This window comes from Paenibacillus sp. GCM10028914 (assembly GCF_042666275.1).
Taxonomy (GTDB): domain Bacteria; phylum Bacillota; class Bacilli; order Paenibacillales; family Paenibacillaceae; genus Paenibacillus_AQ.
On sequence record NZ_JBHTFO010000004.1, the window covers coordinates 184,046 to 200,989 of the forward strand.

The 16,944-nt window shown below is 42.3% G+C and carries 20 protein-coding genes and 1 riboswitch; of the genes, 10 read left to right on the forward strand and 10 right to left on the reverse strand.

Annotated elements, in window-relative coordinates; genetic code table 11:
• Window positions 1–76: 76 nt before the first annotated feature.
• Complete coding sequence (locus tag ACFQV5_RS03455) at window positions 77–316, reverse strand: NHLP leader peptide family RiPP precursor (RefSeq protein WP_379243686.1); 240 nt, start codon at window positions 314–316, stop codon at window positions 77–79.
• Window positions 317–385: 69 nt separating this feature from the next.
• Window positions 386–1,339 (reverse strand): hypothetical protein, encoded by a 954-nt coding sequence (locus tag ACFQV5_RS03460; protein WP_379243688.1) that lies wholly within the window; start codon window positions 1,337–1,339, stop codon window positions 386–388.
• A gap of 272 nt (window positions 1,340–1,611) precedes the next feature.
• Here ACFQV5_RS03460 and ACFQV5_RS03465 point away from each other — a divergent pair, with 272 nt between their 5' ends.
• The gene (locus tag ACFQV5_RS03465) at window positions 1,612–2,307 is read left to right on the forward strand and encodes a general stress protein (protein WP_379243690.1); all 696 of its coding nucleotides are present in this window, start codon (window positions 1,612–1,614) and stop codon (window positions 2,305–2,307) included.
• 89 nt (window positions 2,308–2,396) lie between these two features.
• Here the strand turns inward: ACFQV5_RS03465 and ACFQV5_RS03470 are convergent, their stop codons facing one another.
• Complete coding sequence (locus tag ACFQV5_RS03470) at window positions 2,397–3,545, reverse strand: GNAT family N-acetyltransferase (RefSeq protein ID WP_379243692.1); 1,149 nt, start codon at window positions 3,543–3,545, stop codon at window positions 2,397–2,399.
• Between the two features lie 187 nt (window positions 3,546–3,732).
• Here ACFQV5_RS03470 and ACFQV5_RS03475 point away from each other — a divergent pair, with 187 nt between their 5' ends.
• From ACFQV5_RS03475 to ACFQV5_RS03485, 3 genes are all read left to right on the forward strand, one after another.
• A complete protein-coding gene (locus ACFQV5_RS03475; RefSeq protein WP_379243694.1) occupies window positions 3,733–5,196 on the forward strand; it encodes a potassium/proton antiporter in 1,464 nt (487 codons plus the stop codon).
• A 194-nt stretch (window positions 5,197–5,390) separates the two neighbouring features.
• Complete coding sequence (locus tag ACFQV5_RS03480) at window positions 5,391–5,858, forward strand: Dps family protein (RefSeq protein ID WP_379243956.1); 468 nt, start codon at window positions 5,391–5,393, stop codon at window positions 5,856–5,858.
• A 122-nt stretch (window positions 5,859–5,980) separates the two neighbouring features.
• Window positions 5,981–6,892 carry an EcsC family protein gene (locus tag ACFQV5_RS03485; protein ID WP_379243696.1) on the forward strand — a complete coding sequence of 304 codons (912 nt, stop codon included), beginning with the start codon at window positions 5,981–5,983 and terminating at the stop codon, window positions 6,890–6,892.
• Window positions 6,893–6,936: 44 nt separating this feature from the next.
• On the opposite strand, the gene queF is transcribed toward ACFQV5_RS03485, so the two are convergent.
• The 6 genes from queF to ACFQV5_RS03515 form a co-directional block, all read right to left on the reverse strand.
• Window positions 6,937–7,434 (reverse strand): preQ(1) synthase, encoded by a 498-nt coding sequence (queF, locus tag ACFQV5_RS03490; protein WP_379243698.1) that lies wholly within the window; start codon window positions 7,432–7,434, stop codon window positions 6,937–6,939.
• Between the two features lie 41 nt (window positions 7,435–7,475).
• A complete protein-coding gene (queE, locus tag ACFQV5_RS03495; RefSeq protein WP_379243958.1) occupies window positions 7,476–8,186 on the reverse strand; it encodes a 7-carboxy-7-deazaguanine synthase QueE in 711 nt (236 codons plus the stop codon).
• A gap of 79 nt (window positions 8,187–8,265) precedes the next feature.
• The gene (queD, locus tag ACFQV5_RS03500) at window positions 8,266–8,757 is read right to left on the reverse strand and encodes a 6-carboxytetrahydropterin synthase QueD (RefSeq protein ID WP_379243700.1); all 492 of its coding nucleotides are present in this window, start codon (window positions 8,755–8,757) and stop codon (window positions 8,266–8,268) included.
• Window positions 8,757–9,434: a 7-cyano-7-deazaguanine synthase QueC gene (gene queC / locus ACFQV5_RS03505; RefSeq protein ID WP_379243702.1), complete on the reverse strand. Its 678-nt coding sequence runs from the start codon at window positions 9,432–9,434 to the stop codon at window positions 8,757–8,759. Before queC ends, queD begins: the two co-directional genes overlap by 1 nt.
• Window positions 9,435–9,546: 112 nt before the next feature.
• Window positions 9,547–9,590: riboswitch (PreQ1 riboswitch) on the reverse strand.
• 86 nt (window positions 9,591–9,676) lie between these two features.
• Window positions 9,677–10,381 carry an AIM24 family protein gene (locus ACFQV5_RS03510; protein WP_379243704.1) on the reverse strand — a complete coding sequence of 235 codons (705 nt, stop codon included), beginning with the start codon at window positions 10,379–10,381 and terminating at the stop codon, window positions 9,677–9,679.
• 39 nt (window positions 10,382–10,420) lie between these two features.
• Entirely contained in the window at window positions 10,421–10,861 is a 441-nt protein-coding gene (locus ACFQV5_RS03515; RefSeq protein WP_379243706.1) for a hypothetical protein, read from the reverse strand.
• Window positions 10,862–11,075: 214 nt separating this feature from the next.
• Between ACFQV5_RS03515 and ACFQV5_RS03520 the strand changes: the two genes are divergently transcribed.
• From ACFQV5_RS03520 to ACFQV5_RS03530, 3 genes are all read left to right on the forward strand, one after another.
• Complete coding sequence (locus ACFQV5_RS03520) at window positions 11,076–11,231, forward strand: hypothetical protein (protein WP_379243708.1); 156 nt, start codon at window positions 11,076–11,078, stop codon at window positions 11,229–11,231.
• Between the two features lie 489 nt (window positions 11,232–11,720).
• The gene (locus tag ACFQV5_RS03525) at window positions 11,721–12,410 is read left to right on the forward strand and encodes a hypothetical protein (RefSeq protein WP_379243710.1); all 690 of its coding nucleotides are present in this window, start codon (window positions 11,721–11,723) and stop codon (window positions 12,408–12,410) included.
• Between the two features lie 184 nt (window positions 12,411–12,594).
• The gene (locus ACFQV5_RS03530) at window positions 12,595–12,990 is read left to right on the forward strand and encodes a helix-turn-helix transcriptional regulator (RefSeq protein WP_379243712.1); all 396 of its coding nucleotides are present in this window, start codon (window positions 12,595–12,597) and stop codon (window positions 12,988–12,990) included.
• 59 nt (window positions 12,991–13,049) lie between these two features.
• Here ACFQV5_RS03530 and ACFQV5_RS03535 read toward each other — a convergent pair whose 3' ends face one another.
• Window positions 13,050–14,153, reverse strand: coding sequence for a YheC/YheD family endospore coat-associated protein (locus ACFQV5_RS03535; protein WP_379243715.1), 1,104 nt, complete (start codon window positions 14,151–14,153; stop codon window positions 13,050–13,052).
• A 182-nt stretch (window positions 14,154–14,335) separates the two neighbouring features.
• Between ACFQV5_RS03535 and ACFQV5_RS03540 the strand changes: the two genes are divergently transcribed.
• The 3 genes from ACFQV5_RS03540 to ACFQV5_RS03550 all read left to right on the forward strand — a co-directional run bounded on the left by ACFQV5_RS03540 (window position 14,336) and on the right by ACFQV5_RS03550 (window position 16,918).
• Entirely contained in the window at window positions 14,336–15,481 is a 1,146-nt protein-coding gene (locus ACFQV5_RS03540; protein WP_379243717.1) for a glycosyltransferase family 4 protein, read from the forward strand.
• 69 nt (window positions 15,482–15,550) lie between these two features.
• Window positions 15,551–16,129, forward strand: a complete 579-nt coding sequence (locus ACFQV5_RS03545; protein WP_379243719.1) for a WIAG-tail domain — start codon at window positions 15,551–15,553, stop codon at window positions 16,127–16,129.
• Window positions 16,130–16,246: 117 nt separating this feature from the next.
• Window positions 16,247–16,918, forward strand: a complete 672-nt coding sequence (locus ACFQV5_RS03550) for a glycosyltransferase family A protein (protein WP_379243721.1) — start codon at window positions 16,247–16,249, stop codon at window positions 16,916–16,918.
• The last annotated feature ends 26 nt before the right edge of the window (window positions 16,919–16,944 follow it).

Below are 16,944 nucleotides of genomic sequence, written 5' to 3' on the forward strand. Positions count from 1 at the left end.
ACGGCTCGTCCCCACTCTTTTTTTGTGTGTGCGAATAATATGTGAATGTAAATTACGTTACATCATTATGTAGATACTACCAGATGGCTTTTTCCTTAGCTTCGGATTTGATCACTCCGGACGGATTCGGTGGAATGACTAGATACAGCTCATTAGACTGTTCTTCAACTGTTCTTACTTGGATGTGATCGGGAATCCATACGCCAAGAACTTCTTTAATCGCGGATTTTGGATCGCTAAGCAATTTTGCCTTAAAGCTTGGATCCTCCCATGCTTTTTGAATCAATTGTGTTTGAAAGATGGCTTCTGTCGTCATTAGAATCACCCTTTCAAAAATGGTTATTATTTACTCTAAAAGAATAACATGGAACTACAATAAAATCTATTAAATTTTACTTAAAATAGACAAATAATATTGTAATCCACCGTGCTCTAGCATTTTACGTCCATTTTCGATGTTTTCAGCTTCCAATTTTAGTTCGTCTACGAGTGTTTTATGAAAAGATATGACATGAGGAGAGTTCAAGCTTGAATTGAGAAGTCTTTGATGAGTAGTAGAAGCGATGTTCACATAATGGGAGAGTGCTTCATGAAGGTATATAGCACGATGAACTTCTTCGGTGGTAAGCGTATGACTGCGCGGGAGATTATTCTCTGACTTGATGAGTGATAGAAGACAATTATAACTTCCATCTGATAAATCTTGTTCGTAATCGGCCCAATCGTCCATCATTTGCAGCGTGAGGAGAACATTATTCATGAGGTCAGCAGCGGCGGGAATGAGGTCATGGCGGTCTGCGAGTAATAGTGCAGCTGTACTTCCCAGTTTAACGGGAGCTGCTTTTTTAGCGATATGGATCGGGTTATGTTGAAAGTAATCATGCTGACTTTCGTGCATGACACCTTCAGACCATTCTTGAATATAGTCTTTGAAATAGTTCCAAAAAGGAGAATTAGCTTGGAAAAGCTGCAGGTATATACTTATGAATTCTGTATGTAGTAGGTTAGCTAGTGCGAGCTGATGCTTCCACATGCCGGGAGTGTAGTCATCTGGATGGGTGTCCATAATATCATCTTGAATGAAGAAATACAGCATTCCGTAGATGTTGGCGGTTGAAAGTTTGCGGTAGATGTCTTGAGAAAGAGATGTCAGATCATTCATCCAAAAGGGAAGAAGATAACAAATGTAGTTTTTAGCACTTCCCTGCTGAAACACATCGAATTTTTGAATATACTTTCGACCTATTTCATTGAGTGGTGCAGGGAAATTAGAAATTTTATCTCCACATTCCGCAAAAACTTCTGACAAATCACTTTCAAAAGGTTTGAACCAATCCATGGCATCACGAGCCTTTCTAGATATTAAATTTTTAAAGGTCGCAGGTATGCTATCTTGCTATCTTATAGTACCATACAACCCTGATTAGTTAAATATTTACAACTGGTTTCAGAATTATGCTGGGATACGTCTCCTAAAAAAACTCTTGACAAATTCAAGAGAATCATCTTGTGGGTGTTTGATCATTCTGACATGCGTTTAAGTTAGAGATGAGCAAGTGTTATAAACAACACATCGCTAACAATGAACGATAATTCAAGGAGGTAATCGATATGACTCAGAAAATTGTTGGAGCATTTAATACAGAACAGGAAGCTACTCGTGCAATTGAAGATTTGAAACAACAAGGTTTCGGGACAGAAGACATCTCCGTAATTGCGAAAGATCGGGATGAAGTGAATACAATTAATGATGAGACAGGAACGAAAGCTCCAGAAGGCTTGGCGTCGGGTGCTGCAACTGGTGGTGTCCTAGGCGGAGTAACTGGACTACTGGCTGGTCTTGGTGCACTAGCTATTCCAGGTATCGGCCCTATCGTAGCAGCGGGTCCAATTGCTGCAACTTTGACAGGTGCTGCAGTAGGAGCAGGTGCAGGTGGTTTGGTAGGTGGCCTGATCGGACTTGGGATCCCTGAGGAAGAGGCAAAGGAATATGATGAATTTGTAGAGGAAGGCCGGATTCTTGTATTGGTGGAAACTGATGATGACCATAGCAATCATGTTTATGATACGTTCCGCCGTAACAATACATTAAATGAACACCGTTATAATCAAGGTGGTGATTATACAGGTGAGGGATTGAATTTTGATTCCCGTGCTGAAACAGCTGCTACGGAGCAGACTGCGCAAGATCCTAATTTGTATCAGGGACATGGCGCTGGGAATGGTGGTGCTGCTCCAAGAGATCGGAGTAATAGAGATAGTTCAAGCATAAATAATATTAATAATTTGAACAAAACTACGGAATAAGACAGCTTGATTCAACGTTCATGATTTGCATAACAAAACCAGCCCTCTAAGAGGGCTGGTTTTGTTGATCTTGATTGTATTCACGCTCGCTAAATATATTGCAATCCTTCAGTATACGGTAACGGGATTGGACGTAGCTGAAATCCTTGATCAGCCGAGTCGCCTTCAGGAGACTGGGGATTCCGATAAGGGGAATCAGGATCAAACAGAAGTGATAACAAGCCCTCATCATCAAGCCTAGTTGTTTCACTACCTTGTTTATATAAATATGGACCATGGTCGCCTTCAGCTTGTAACATACCCGACGCTTCTTCAGGAATTAAAGGAGCGATTTGTCGCAGTAACTCTCGTCCGTTGACTAGATAAACGGTTCCAGAATTTCTTATGCTTTTGCCTTCAGATCCCGCGGATTCCAACCAAGTGGACAGTTCACGATCCTGCCAGGCTAAAGGGATAATGAGTTCTGGTAAATCATAGCGGGTGACCGCTTGACTTAAAATGCTTGCAGCAGCTTCAGCATCACCGGCCCATTCCATAAGTGTTGCTGGTCTTGAAGGTGTCATTTTTGTCCCGGGCACACCAATGATGGCAAATGCCACACTATCTCCATTTTGCTCGGCAATCAGAACTTTTTGCTCAAGTCGGAGCACATTCGAAAAGGCGCTGGCGCCAAGGAGCTTGTCTAGTTCGGAAACAGAGCTTACATAGGAAGCTGAACGTTTTTCAATCAATTCATGAATTTTAAAAATATCTTCAGGATTCATCTCGCGCACCTGGTAAATAGTTTGAATCTTGCTCTCCATCTGTATTGCTTCTTCTCGGTTAAAACGGTGCTCCACAGCTCGGCCGAAGTGGCGGCAGTCCGCACGCGTATAAAGAGAACGAGCACCTGAGATGAAAATGAGGGATGCACCTGAGCGCTCAGCATGTGCTTTACATTGATTTAGCAGCTCTCCAGCTATACCTTTACCTCGGCTTTCGGGCGCTGTACAGACAGAACCAATGGAAAAAGCCCTGATCTTAGCAGCTTCCGCACGAATCGTATATGGGACTAACCCCATAAATGCAGTCACATTACCTTCTTCATCAAAAGCTCCATACGAATGAGTGGAACCTGGTTCGAATATTAACGGAAAAGAGGTTCCCATGGATGGCTGTTCGGGTTGTTTAAGAAAGATCTGATCTGCTAGTTTTTTTGCTTGTTCTAACGCATTCGTTTCCATTAATCTTATTTTCATTTGCTCGGTATTCCTCCTTTTGGAGATGCACTTTTTAATGGAGATAACATCAGTATAAAGTTCTTGCCTATACATTACTAGTAAGCGTTTGCAAAAATATTATATGATGTCTAGCTATTTAATGTCGTCTTTCTCGGGTATTTTAGGGTAATAATATAGCAGGTAATCAAGTCGGAGGGATGAACTCGTGTTAAACTTTGTGGATCTAGTCATCTTGGTGTCAGCGATGCTGTTGCTAACGGGTGTGTTGACGACCAAGTTCTCAGCCAAATTTGGAATGCCTGCATTGGTACTGTTTATTGCTATAGGTATGATCCTAAGTCGTTATATTTATTATGATGATGCGGAGATCACACAACTTGTCGGGATTTTTGCTCTTATTGTGATTCTATTTCAAGGAGGAATGCAGACCGAGTTCAAAGAAATTAGACCTGTTCTCGGCCCTGCTCTATCGCTGGCCACGATTGGGGTACTTGTTACAACGATTGTGATAGGCTTGTGTGCTACTTTCATTCTAAATATTCCGCTTGAACAAGGTTTGCTGATCGGTGCTATTGTTGGATCGACCGATGCGGCTGCTGTTTTTTCTGTCCTAGGGGGACAGAATATTAAACAGAGAATAACGACTACACTAGAAGCGGAGTCCGGCAGTAACGATCCTATGGCTGTTTTTCTGACAGTCTCGTTAATCGAATGGATTCAAACACCGGATCATAGCATTATTAGGATGATTCTATCATTTGTTATGGAAATGGGCCTAGGCCTCGTTGTAGGACTTTTAGTTGGCTTTTTAGCTGTGTATATCATCAATCGCATCAATTTTGATTCATCTGGCCTCTATCCTGTAATGGCTCTTGGTTTTGCAATAATGACTTATGGAGTTGCTGCACTGCTTCATTGCAGTGGTCTGTTGGCAGTATATGTGATGGCACTGGTGCTCGGGAATACAGAATTAACTTATCGACGGACTATTCTTTCATTTAACCAGGGATTCGCTTGGATGATGCAGATTGCCATGTTTGTATTGCTGGGCTTGCTCGTATTTCCAAATCAACTAGCGGGAATTGCTTGGCAAGGACTATTGCTATCCCTGCTCCTTATGTTTGTAGCTCGTCCGATTGGTGTGTTACTAAGTCTAATGTTCACTAAATTTGCATTCCGTGAGAAGATGATGATTGCTTGGGCGGGCCTGCGCGGCGCGGTACCAATCGTACTCGCTACTTATCCGCTTATTGCGGGGATTGAGGGAGGACAAATGTTTTTCAATGTTGTATTCTTTGTCGTGTTTACCTCAGCTATTATACAAGGGACGACCATCTCGCCGCTGGCTATGAAGCTGAGACTTGTTGAGAAAGATAAACCGGAGGCACCTTCTTTGCTGGAGTTATTTGCTTTAGGTAAAGTAAACTCTGAAATTACGCATATACGAGTTCAAAAAAACATGCCCATTATCGACAAAGAAATTCAGAACTTGAATTTACCGGATGATATTTTATTTACAGCGATCATTCGTGGGGAGCGGATCATTACACCAAAAGGGAATACAATCATTGAATTAGGGGATACCTTATATGTGATGAGTCCTAAAACCAAGCGGAAACAGATGAAATCAATTCTCGGTTTATCTACCCCTGACTCCGTCCGCAATTAAGGGTATGATATATGTAACTGCATGTTTCAGAAACCAAACATAAGATTTAAGTATAAAAACAGCTCAAAATCTTCATCATAACTTCATCGAAATAACCCTGAACTCTTTTGCCAATGTGAGTTCCATATGATATACTTAAGACAAGGAATTAGATTAAGTCTAAATATAACCCATTAGGGAAGGGGTACACAATGATGAGTAATGTAACTACAGAAATGCAAACAACAAACGAGCTGACTTCCGTATTGAATACACAATTGGCAAACTGGAGCCTACTGGGGGTAAAACTTCACAATTATCACTGGTTTGTAAAAGGCCCTCAGTTCTTCACACTGCATGCTAAGTTTGAGGAACTATACAATCTTGCTGCAGATTATGTAGATGAGATTGCGGAACGTATACTTGCTATTGGCGGTAAGCCAGCTGCTACGATGACCGAGTATCTGAAGCTTGCTACTATACAAGAAGCTACTGGTGAAAATAGTGCAGAACAGATGGTTGAAGCACTTGTTTCGGATTTCAATACTATTATTGAAGGATTGAGTGCTGGAATTGAGCTTGCTGGTGAGCATGGTGACGATCCAACAGCTGACTTGATGATCGGTATCAAGACGGAGTTGGAGAAACAAAACTGGATGTTCAGTGCTTTTCTAGGAAAATAATATAGTTGTTATAAGAAGCCACCTTTTAAGGTGGCTTTTTTAAGTTCCTCTTGAAATAAAAGCTGCGTCATTCTCTAAACTTGTGCGTATAATCTTCATAGAGGACAAGGGGGAGAGAGAGCATGGATGGTATAGAATCAAGGGAATATTTAGAGTCCCAGCTAGAAACAATATTAAAATGGGAAAAGGAACAAAAAGACATCTTTTTATGGGAAAAAATAGGTAGAATTCCGTTTATGCTTCTAGATCGGTTAACTCCGAAAATTGTCCGCGATAATGTAGGGGAAGCACTGAATGAGATCGGTAGCTTCATCCAATCTGGAGGAAAATATCTGGTAAGGAAAAAATCCGTCATGTTCGTGCTGGCTGGGACAGCAGCGCGTGGAGCCGAGGGGCTAAAAGACTCACTTGAAGCTGAAACTGCTGGCAGTGGCAAAGAAGAAGGAACTGTGAATGATCGTCATGAACATGATTCAGAAGAGATGCTGACCTTAGACGAGGCATCCAAGCTTCCGATTCATGTCATGGACGCTGCAGCAGATGGTATCACTACTAAACGTGTGAAATTTGCTGCTGCTCAAGGAGCTGCAACCGGAATTGGAGGGATTTTTACAATAGCCGCTGATATTCCTTTAGTACTAGGGCAATCCTTGAAAGTACTGCAGGAAATGGCTCTATGTTATGGCTATGATCCGGATAATCCCAGGGAGCGTGTGTTTATTGTCAAATGTCTGCAATTCTCATCTGCCGATATTGTTGGCAAAAAAGCTGTGTTGGAGGAGCTTGCTGTATTTGATGATGTGGAGAAATCGGATCAAGTATTCTCTCAGCTGCAAGGTTGGCGCGAAGTGGTTCAGTCCTACACTGACAGTTTTGGCATGAAAAAACTATTTCAGCTGATTCCGATAGCTGGTATTATCTTTGGTTCCATTAGCAATAAAGGCACAATCGGAGATGTCGCTGAAACCGGAAAGATGCTATACAAGAAGCGCAGAATTAATCAACGTTTACGGGAAACGGATATTCCCCTGTAATAGAAAACCGGAGCTGCCCATTAGGCATGCTCCGGTTTATGATTTTAGCGATTATCTACTTTTTCAGGGTACAGATCATGGTTTATGAGACGCTGGGTTGCCATCTCTTCGTACTTGGTACCTGGGCGTCCATAGTTGCAGTATGGGTCGATGGAAATACCGCCCCGTGGTGTGAATTTACCCCAGACTTCAATATAACGAGGATCCATCAGTTTAATCAGATCGTTCATGATGATATTGACGCAATCTTCGTGGAAATCTCCATGGTTTCTAAAGCTGAACAGATACAGTTTTAGCGATTTACTTTCAACCATTTTAATATCCGGGATGTAGCTGATGTAGATGGTTGCAAAGTCAGGTTGACCTGTAATTGGGCACAGACTGGTAAACTCCGGACAGTTGAATTTAACAAAATAATCACGGTACGGATGCTTGTTGTCAAAGCTTTCAAGTATTTCTGGGTCATATTCGAATTGATATTTTGTACCCTGATTACCTAGCAATGTGATATCTTCCAATTCATCGCGTTGTCTTCCACTCATAATTATTAACTCCTTTAACTTATTATTGCTGCCTTGGTTAGCTATACGCCTCGCTTGTTGCTCCACACCAAAGTATGAAGCTGTGGGAGTACTCGGACATCGTTTAACCGATCAGATTTCATAACTTTGTCAATCAAATTCTCATAGCGTTCGAGCAGTCCTGAAATATGTGATGAGGCCTCAGATGTGTTCACATCTGGATTCCCTGTTTGTATATAAAAAGGTACATTTGGATATCTTTCATGCACCGTTTCTGCGTATGAAAGGTCAAGATCGTCGAAGACCACTACTTTTAGACTGAAGGACCGTCCAGGTGCGCGTCCTGATAATCGTGAGATGATATCATCAAGTTTATTCCAATCTGTATCCATGCCTGAGCTTGGAGGCTTCGGTGATATCGTCACTTCATCGATATCAATTAGCCAGTCTTGCCACCGGGAGCCCTGTGTCTCAACTGCCACGGTGATGCCATGGCAATGGAGCATATCAACGAGCCCACCTAGCTGAGATAGAAGAGCGGGATTACCTCCAGAAAGCGTAACATGATCGAATCGGTCGCCCCCGAGACGCACCAACTCCTGCCAAATTTCATTGGGACTCATCCGGGAAATGGAATCGGCCCCACTCCCATCCCATGTAAACGCAGAATCGCACCATGAACAGCGGTAGTCGCAGCCAGCAGTACGGACGAACATCGTTTTACGACCAATGACCATACCTTCACCCTGCACGGTCGGTCCGAAGATTTCCATGACGGGTATAGGTCGGTCTATAACGCTTGTGCCTACTGAACTGCCTGAAGAGAACACAGTAGGAGTAAAGGCTGCACTCTTACTCATTTTCCATCCACTCCCGTCTAACTTCAGCATAGCTCGTAGGTGTCTCGAACAGGCGTACGAATTCGGTTCTTGTTTCTTGCTGTATAAAGGCTTCCTGTTCTGTTAAAGCACGTTCCATTTGTTCATATAGCCAAACGACCATATTTTCAGCTGTTGTATTCATCGGAGGCAGTGTTTCATTCAAATAACGGTGATCTAGAAAAGGTTCAATTTCCGATTTCCAGATCTCCTTTATTTGACCAAAGTCTACGGTGATACCAACTTCATCAGGTTTACCGCTGATTCCGAATACAACTTTATACGTATGTCCATGCAGATTTTTGCATTTTCCTTCGTAGGCATGTAAATGATGGGCAGCATCAAAAGTGAATTCCTTAGAAACGAGCACTCGTTTACGGTGATAGCGAAGACTTCCAGCATCGATATCCTCACCCAGTTTCTGTAGTTGGTCTACTATGCGGAAAGCTCCGGGTTGACGGGTCATTACTGATCTCCTCCTTTAACATTCGCAGTCCGGCGGCTTAAATATTTATCCAATCCGGCTTTTCTAAGCTGGCAGGCAGGGCACTCACCGCAACCATCACCCTTGATCCCGTTATAACAGGTTAGTGTGTTCTGACGAACATAATCAAGTGCCCCCATCTGATCAGCCATCTCCCAAGTTTCAGCTTTATCTAACCACATCAATGGGGTATGGATGACAAATGGATAATCCATCGCTAAATTCAGTGTTACATTGAGCGATTTGATAAAACTGTCTCTGCAGTCGGGATAACCGCTAAAATCGGTTTCACATACTCCAGTAACTAGGTGTCTTGCACCCTTTTGCTTAGCAAGCACAGCTGCAAAACTAAGGAACAAGTGATTGCGTCCGTCCACAAATGTATTCGGAACACCATTTTCACCTTCTGAAATATCCATATCACTGCGTGTTAGTGCGTTCGGCGCAAGTTGGTTCAAGAGGCTCATATCAAGTACGGTTTGCTTAACTCCTTGTTCTTGAGCGATTTGCGCTGCAACCTCGATCTCATATTTATGGCGCTGACCGTAATCAAAAGTTACGGTTTCAACCTCGGCGAACTGTTTCTTAGCCCACAACAGACAGGTCGTACTGTCTTGCCCGCCGCTGAATACGACAACTGCTTTTTCATTTTTAAGCATAAAAAAAACCCCTCATTCTTCAAAATGATTGCAGGCAGCATATAGCTGTCCTGAAGAAAGAGAAGTTCTGAACTGAATCCGTAAAAAAACAAGCCTTATCACAAGGAATAAGGGCTGTATAGTTTTTTATAGAGGGAGTTCACGAACCTCTCCCATGCGTCATGCATGGATTGTATTCTATTATTATCGGCTGTAATTAACCATTGTTCTAACCATATAAAGTCCATTATAACACGATGGTTTCATTTGATAAATACACTGCCAAACGGGATTACTTCCCTTAAAAACCGTTTTATGATCCCCTCGTCATTCATTTCTCGTTCAAGCCGCTGATTCTGCCTTCCTGCTTGGAATAAGACAAACCCGTCGCCTGTTAGTTTCCAATGGTAATTCATATGCTGGCTCGCCAGATTGTTTCCGTATACAGTCAATTCAAGATTGGCATTCTCGGGGTATGCTATGATGCTTCCAGCATCCACATACAATGGTTCTGTAGGATGCAGTTTTGCCTCACAGACCGGGCCTTGTGTTAATATGCCAATGCTTCCTTCTCCGCTGAATTTCATTTTGATGGCATCTCGTGTAATGAACATATTTTTTATTTTTAGTATGCGTGTCTGCATGTGTACTCCTTTGGTATAAAAAAACACATGTCTAAAGTCATACAACATATCCTGGTTGTTCGTTAACTGAATTTCTCTCATATTAAAACCATGGGGGAGAGCTGCGGTAAACTGGCTTGGCCCACTGATGTCTGCCCGGATCAATTTGTTTTTTCGGAAGATTCCTTTCACATTCATAAACCGATCGACGCGATTATGGGACGAGCCACGATAAGCAACAATTTGTTCTGGATGTAAAATATGAGCAGTATCTCCTTTTTGAAGCGAAAATGTGACAGCTTGACCGGAACCGCTGGCGTAACTATCCTCCATTCGAATGATCATAAAAGTTCCTCCTTATGAGACAGGCAGTATCAACAAATATCAGAAACGGTTGGTGCGACGACGCATTCCAAAGCGGAGGATGCGTGTTAATAAAAAGTATCCGGCTAAGAGTGCTATAGCAGTAACTATAACCGTCTTTATGCGTTCTGATTTCCGGGCTTTTTCAGCCTCATCTACCTTCATCTGTTCCAACATACTCGTAAGCTGACGGTTTTGCTCAGCGAGCTCAGCATTTTGCTTCTGATACATTTCCGTATCGATTCGGGCACGTTCCAGATCTTCGAGAGCTTTTTGGTAACTATTTTTTAATTCGTCTATTTCATCCGGTAATTCCGTGAATTGCTGAAAATTATCATAAATATCATTGAAGAAACCTGCATGAGCGGTACGCTCATTTTCGTGGAAGAGTATCGTGCTAGTTAAGAGAAATAGTGTAAGAAAAGTGGTTTTTGTTCTTAAGGAATATCTACGTTTGTCCACTGAGTCACCGCCTTCAAGAAATCTATCGATTTGAAAATAGTATACATGACAATTTTCGTCAAGTTAATACATTATTGATCTAACGTTTAACTACTCGCTAAGCAGGGTAATGTATGTGAGAAAGCGCATTACACACGGACTTTATTACCCATAACAACCCTATATTCAAGCAAATATACTAATAATGATATGATGTATAAAGGAGAAGACGAAGATGGAACAATGTAATGTTAAAAAGATTATGGTCACAGTAAATGGAAAGCCGGTAGGTAATGGCCTACTAATTGATAAAGTAACTTATGCACCGGTTACCAGAGTTTCGGATGCGATGAACGGTCAGAATAGAATGGTAGGAACGGGCGTCAGCTAAACTTCATAAGAAGAAAAGGACTATCTCATTCATTGTACGAATGGATAGTCCTTTCGTTTCGGAACAAAAAAAGATGGAACAGCGATACTCTGATTATTGGGGGTATCGTTTTTTTATTTGTCTAATCGCGTAGCGTCTAGACCAATGTCCAAAGTAGACAGAGCTTAACAAATAAAACCGCTCCTATGTATATGGTGGCTCAGCACTTCCATTCTACCAAAGGGCGGTTTCGTATTATTAGGTCAGCCAGCAGTTTAGGGATTCAGATCCGTGATTCGTACCCGTAGCGACTAATAACAGAAAAAGAAGGCATCCCGCAAGATCTTAGATCTTCTTCGTAATATTTGAGAATGAGAGGTAAAAAAAGAGCAAAAGTATCTTTTTATGGAGGATATATACGTTTTTGTCGAAAATATTACGGGAACATACGTTTCCATGACAGAAAGCTGTCCGTCCATATTGGTACATTAATAGAAGAATAGGAAAGAGGTGGGTGTTTTGCAGTCGGGCTTGTATACGGAATTTACATGGTGTAGTAACCATGTAGCTGCAAGCGGTGCTAATCAGGTCTACTTGCTGGTGGAATGGCGAGGATCTACCGCAAGGCCGAAAAAACATATTCCGAAATCTAAACGTATTGCTGAGCAAGTCCAACTACATCTTCAGTTGGGGATGGGAGCTAAGCTGAGTGCGTTGTACGGATGCAGGGTTGAAATATTAAATGAATTCAATTATACAATAGGCCTTGGCTCTTTATATGAAGAGGATGACAGACAAATTGTTCTGGGTTTTGATTTTGCTCCGTGCTCTTCTGGTGTACACCCTATGGTTACGGCGTTATGGACATTTAAGGATTCATCACACAGAGAAATTATTTTGCCTTCACATACGATTTCACTTCAGTTCAGCAACCACACAGCCTTATTATTTAGAAAAGTGAATCCTCGTGTAGAGAAATGTATAAAGATTCTTCAGAATTCAGAGGTGCTTGAGAATGCTCTAATAGCGTTTGAGCGAGGCTATTCTGAACGGGGGGGAGAAATGATTCGACGCCGAGCAGATGAGATGCTGTTACTAGCTATTCGGTTGGAGGACATTGACTATTTACAAGAAGCTGAAATTTTATATAACTTGAGTGACACATTTATTAACACTTATGGAGCAGTTGCGGTTGGATAATGTCTTTTGCATGTTGTCCATTTTGACAAAGGACTTTTGACTCACTTAATGATGATGTGAAATGTGCAATATAGTTCTAAATAAATGGTTTATAAAGAAGGAATATAGGCGTAAAGGTCGAATTCACTATTATTAAGTCTTGTTATATAAGTCTAATTTACTAGATGGATAGGGAGAAATGCATATGACAGACCGACTGATACGACTAATGAGAATTATTACGCTTGTGCAAGCGAGGCCTGGAATACTAGCTAGAGAACTTGCAGAGCGTTGTGGAACTAGTGAAAGAACCATATACCGGGATATGGATGCTCTAAGTGCAATGCACATACCGATTACCCATCAAGGTCGTGGCCGGGGATATACATTTATTGGCCACTTTGCAATGTATCCATTAGGGTTAACAGAGGAAGAGGTTCAGGCTTTGTACAAGTTCTTGCCTTTAATGGATGATTTGAAGATGGCCTTACCCGATCATTTCGAGAGTGCATATGAAAAAGTGCTAGCGGCGGTATACAAGCAAAGTGCTGAGAAGGCAGAGATTCAAAGTGGTGACCGGGAACTTGAGTCAGAAATGTAACATATAACAAGCAGAGAACAGCGATTCCTTAACGGGAATCGCTGTTTTCATGTTGAGAATTAATGTGTGGGCCAACTACCCGTATTGAATAAATAACGTGCAAAAGCCATTGGTTTTCGGTAGGTTTCTTTCCACGTCTCCACCATTCCTGCTTCTCGGAATCCATAGCGCTGGTCACATCCATTCGCTTCAATAAAGAACAATTTACCTTCAGCAGTAATGGCGACATCCATTCCAAAGTCCGCAGAATAAGGCATATGCTTGGATAGTGAACAAGCGGTTTGAATAACGAACTGTGCAGTTCGTTCGACGAGTATCTCGGGTGGGGTATCCGGGAAAGAACGGCAGAATATATCCTCAACAGGATAAGCGGATCCACCTTGAGCGATATTCGAGACAAAAGTGCGTGCAGGAGACGTCTTGGCGAACATTCCGCTTACCTCCCAGTGGCCACACAGTCCGCGTTGCACGGTGACGCGAATGTCATAAGGTCTACCCATATATTCAGCTAGCGGAATACGCTGCTGAGTGAGGAATGGTACGGAACGGATTCTTCTTAACAAAAGTGCTGGAAGTTTCCCTTTGGATATATGCTGTGTTCTCCAGCCTCTAGCCGAAGGAGATGATCGTGAATACGTAAAATAATCACAATATGTTCCTTGGCGCAACCGCATCATACCGAGTCCAACACTCCCACGGCATGGTTTCAGAACAAGGTCTCCATGCTGCCGAAGCATTGAGCGGATTGTTGCGGCTTTCGCACGGAGTGTATGAGGAAGTGCAGACTGCATGAACGGATCCTCTACGAGCATGAGATGAACGCTATCTTTGCCATAACGTGTACTGCCATTGTAGATAAAAATACCAGCTGTTATGAGCTGCTTAATCATATCAAGAGCCTTTTTATTATGATATATGGCGCGGTTGTGTATAACACGAGGAATTGGCAGAGTTGTTCGAGTATAGCCCGAGGGGGTTAAGATATAACCAGCAACCGTACACGTATCTAGGGATAGATCCTGCAATCGAAAGAAACAAGGAACCAGTCCGTACATTTCGGCTGCTTCTTCATAATTATGCAAAGACTCTGTACCGGTTTTTCCATTAGGAATACCGCGATACGTTCTGTCATTGAGCAAGATGCCGACATATTCCGGTTGCATGGTCATCCTCCTTGTCACAACAATTCATGAATATATCTGTTCCACACAGCTTATGCGAAATGGAGAGGGCTTGGATGGACGGATGTCGTATAGGAGTGGCCTATTCTATATTCCATATAATAGTCACCAATAGCCCCTCTATCGGTATATGCTGAAGAATGATGCGAGAAGGATGTGGAGTTATGAATTTACGGAAGGTTGCGGTAATCACACCGGGGTCTTTTGTTATTCCATCAGGAAGGAGCAGCTCCGTTGAGCGAGTCGTGGAGCAGACCGTTCCCTTGGTGCAGGAGAAGATGGATATTCGAATATATGGAGTCGTGGGAAAAGGCCTCCCACCTAAAGGAAGCATTAAAGGGGTTCCCTGTTTTCGATTGCCACCCGGGGCATCGTATTATCCTTCCTTGTTGCGAAGACTTTCCCGCTGGAGACCGGATGTCGCAGAAATTCACAATAGACCACTCTTGGCGCAGCGACTCAAAATGCAACTCCAAGGTGTAAAGGTTGTACTTAATTTACATTCAAATACATTTATAAATTCACCCTATATGAACAGACAACGTTTCGGAAAAATTGCAAGCATGATGGATCAAATTATAGTGAACAGTCGTTTTCTATATGAGGACATTGTATCCTATCATCCTTCTTTAAAAGATAAGATATTCATTAATCATCTCGGAGTAAGTTTGGAACACTTTTCACCTTCTTTTAACCCGATGGCTAAAGCACTTAAAGAGGCAAAACTTACCCACTTTGGATGGAACGGACGCCGAATTGTGCTGTTTGCTGGTCGTTTGATTCGGGATAAGGGGATTCATCACTTGATGGAGGCTGTACCTCAAATCGTTGCTAAACACCCAGAGGTCTTATTTTTGATCATTGGCAGTGCTTCTTATGGGTCGGATAGAGAAACACCATATGTCAGAGAATTGAAAAAAGCGGCTAAACCTTATCAGTCATTTGTAACTTTTCTTCCATTCGTCCCATACCCTAATATTGCTGATTGGTATGCACTTGCTGACATTGTGGTTGTACCTTCTTCAACTAGAGAAGCTTTTGGATTGGTTAATGTGGAAGCTATGGCTACGGGGATTCCCGTTATCGCTTCTAGTGCAGGAGGTATTCCGGAAATAGTGAATAATGGAGCGAACGGATTCTTGATACCACCGGGAAACCTTTCAGCTGGATTGATAGAGCGGATTAATGAGCTGTTAGAGAATGAGGATCTTCGACTACAAATGGGGATGGCAGCACGTGAATCGGTACGTAAGCATTTCAGGTGGGATCATACGGCGGAGCGATGGGCTTTGTTGATGCAAAATATATAAGGGTGTGGCAGTAGCCGATGCTACGGAATAGGATGACATAACGAATGAAAGCAGAGGAGAGAGCCGCCTGTGAACAAAGCAAGAAGGATCACCCGAAGGAGAGGGAGAGGACCTTTCCGGCGGTATGTTGATCATCTTAAACTATTGGCCGTAAGGGGAACATCAGACAGCTTGGCAGGTTCAGAGTGTGACGCGACTGAACACTTGGCGGATAACATCATTAGCGCTTCGCATCTTCAACATCGAAGTGTTAGAAGTGAGGCTATTGAGGATTATACTGTTCACAGTATCCACTTGTCAGATGAATCGGTTACATCTTCCAAGGTAGCTCTTGAGTCGATTCAGCCTTGTCATCTTTCATTTAATCCGGTTCAAGGGGTTTCTGGATTGAATTTATTTCAACAGTTCGGAAATGTGCCTTTTGTCTTCTCTGAAGATCAGGATGTAATTTATGTTACCGTACCACTTCAGTCTCCCTATGAAGATGAACAATATGTGCTGATTGCAACGTGCAATCACCCGGTGTTTCAAGCTTATGTTCAATCCCGGCGGCAGCAAGAAGCCATAATCGGAATTACACGTACTCAGGGCTCTTTCATATTGAAGGGCTGGCTGTCTTGGATTGCTATTGGCGGTACGTCTGAGTAAATAAAAAAGGATGGAGGAAAATGCATTCCCCCATCCTTTCGTAGTATATGAGATCGAGGATAATTAAGCTCATACATAAGAAGTGTAGGAGGCCAATCACATGAGAGAGAATTTACAATGAGAAGAAGGAGATTGAAGTCGCGTTTCTCTATTTCAACTCGTGAAGTGGAGAATGATGTGAGTCATAAATCCGGGTACCAGGCTGGCTATGATTTAGGATTTAGATTTGGAAAGGAAGATAGTCAGCGTTCATTTGATGGGACTAGTATCATTGTACTTGCTCACTCTCCAAATGAAAGCATTATCGATACAATTCAGAAAATTGAAGCCTTAACCCCGCATCCTTATGAACTTCTTGTTGCTGATGCCGGATCTTCAGAGACAACAAGGCAATATATAATTCAGCGAACCGGAATTGTAAGACATATTTTGGCTAGGAATGATGAAGGAATTATCAGTGTATTGAATAAGGCTGCTCTTGTTGCAAATGGTAAGAAAATAATCCTATTGGCAGGGGGTTCACCGAACAAAGACAATTGGATTGAAGATTTAATGGTGGAATTAGACAGTGAAGCTTCAATTAACGCTATATATGCTAATACCACATGGATGAAGGATATTAACTCTCGACTTCATGCTTGCTGTCTCCTGTTCAGAACGGAGCTGTTAGCGGACATTGGTCTTTGGAGTGAAGATGTCCCTACTTTGAAGGAGTGTTTAAGTGAATGGTTAGCGAGGATTCCACAGGAAAACAGAATAATAATGGAAGATTTCGATAGTATTAGCTAAATTGAAGCGTTAATAGGTTGCTATGG

Coding starts and splice junctions, on each gene's coding strand:
- ACFQV5_RS03455 (WP_379243686.1), bottom strand. CDS start 316: ATGACGACAGAAGCCATCTTTCAAACACAATTGATTCAAAAAGCATGG.
- ACFQV5_RS03460 (WP_379243688.1), bottom strand. CDS start 1,339: ATGGATTGGTTCAAACCTTTTGAAAGTGATTTGTCAGAAGTTTTTGCG.
- ACFQV5_RS03465 (WP_379243690.1), top strand. CDS start 1,612: ATGACTCAGAAAATTGTTGGAGCATTTAATACAGAACAGGAAGCTACT.
- ACFQV5_RS03470 (WP_379243692.1), bottom strand. CDS start 3,545: ATGAAAATAAGATTAATGGAAACGAATGCGTTAGAACAAGCAAAAAAA.
- ACFQV5_RS03480 (WP_379243956.1), top strand. CDS start 5,391: ATGAGTAATGTAACTACAGAAATGCAAACAACAAACGAGCTGACTTCC.
- ACFQV5_RS03485 (WP_379243696.1), top strand. CDS start 5,981: ATGGATGGTATAGAATCAAGGGAATATTTAGAGTCCCAGCTAGAAACA.
- queF (WP_379243698.1), bottom strand. CDS start 7,434: ATGAGTGGAAGACAACGCGATGAATTGGAAGATATCACATTGCTAGGT.
- queE (WP_379243958.1), bottom strand. CDS start 8,186: ATGGAAATCTTCGGACCGACCGTGCAGGGTGAAGGTATGGTCATTGGT.
- queD (WP_379243700.1), bottom strand. CDS start 8,757: ATGACCCGTCAACCCGGAGCTTTCCGCATAGTAGACCAACTACAGAAA.
- queC (WP_379243702.1), bottom strand. CDS start 9,434: ATGCTTAAAAATGAAAAAGCAGTTGTCGTATTCAGCGGCGGGCAAGAC.
- ACFQV5_RS03510 (WP_379243704.1), bottom strand. CDS start 10,381: ATGATCATTCGAATGGAGGATAGTTACGCCAGCGGTTCCGGTCAAGCT.
- ACFQV5_RS03520 (WP_379243708.1), top strand. CDS start 11,076: ATGGAACAATGTAATGTTAAAAAGATTATGGTCACAGTAAATGGAAAG.
- ACFQV5_RS03530 (WP_379243712.1), top strand. CDS start 12,595: ATGACAGACCGACTGATACGACTAATGAGAATTATTACGCTTGTGCAA.
- ACFQV5_RS03535 (WP_379243715.1), bottom strand. CDS start 14,153: ATGCAACCGGAATATGTCGGCATCTTGCTCAATGACAGAACGTATCGC.
- ACFQV5_RS03540 (WP_379243717.1), top strand. CDS start 14,336: ATGAATTTACGGAAGGTTGCGGTAATCACACCGGGGTCTTTTGTTATT.
- ACFQV5_RS03550 (WP_379243721.1), top strand. CDS start 16,247: ATGAGAAGAAGGAGATTGAAGTCGCGTTTCTCTATTTCAACTCGTGAA.